Raw genomic sequence first — 868 nt, 5'->3', positions numbered from 1 at the left:
CACTGCACCAGCAGATCTTACCTTAGATTGTTCAGATGATACCTCAGTAGATGGTGAAGCAGGAAATGTAACAGATGAGGCAGATAACTGTACTATGGTATTAGATGCTACCTATAGTGATGAAGTAGTAGAGGGTAACTGCCCAGGAAACTACGTAATCTTAAGAACATGGTCATTAGTAGATGATTGTGATAATGCAGCAGACGATCAAGTACAGACTATTACAGTAACAGATATGACACCTCCATCAGTGGTGGAAGCGTTACCAGAGTACTTTAATGGTATCAATGATTGTAAGCCAACAGATTTATTAGCATATGGATTAAGTGAAGCAGAAGCTGCTAACCAAGATCCAAATGCAGGCACAGTTTACTTTGCAGATGATTGTAGTAATGTAGTTGTTACTAAGTCAGTGAAGTCAGAAGTAGGTGACGATTGTGGATGGGGAATCATCTTCAGTTACCTAGTAGCAGATGACTGTGGAAATGAGTTAGGTGAGTTTAAGATTGCTTATGGTGGTGGAGATCAAGATGCACCAGTATTAGATAATCCAGATAGTCCATTATTAGTAGGAACATCAGGATGGCAGTGTAAATCAGAAGCACCAGATTCTCCAAAAGTAGAGGAGTTATATGGATTATATTCTGATGACTGTGGCGATGTAACTATTAGTCATCCAGTAATAACAGAATCAGAGAGTAACTGTGATTGGTATATTACTTACACATATACAGTAGTAGATGATTGTGGAAACTATGCAGATAACATTGTTATTACGCATACAGGAGTTGATACAACACCACCATCGTTAGATGAGCCATTACCATACGATACGCATATTAATGGTATCGATGCATGTGCAGGATAT

Annotated in this window: 1 pseudogene; it reads left to right on the top strand. The window is 38.7% G+C overall.

Features of this window, described 5'->3' with window-relative positions:
• Positions 1-868: pseudogene (locus RM697_RS13680) on the top strand (hypothetical protein); the annotation flags it as partial.

The sequence above is a fragment of the Microcosmobacter mediterraneus genome, assembly GCF_031846265.1.
Classification (GTDB): Bacteria; Bacteroidota; Bacteroidia; order Flavobacteriales; family Flavobacteriaceae; genus Microcosmobacter; species Microcosmobacter mediterraneus.
Note: the sequence above shows the minus strand (reverse complement) of the source record. Positions and strands in the feature narration are given on the sequence as shown.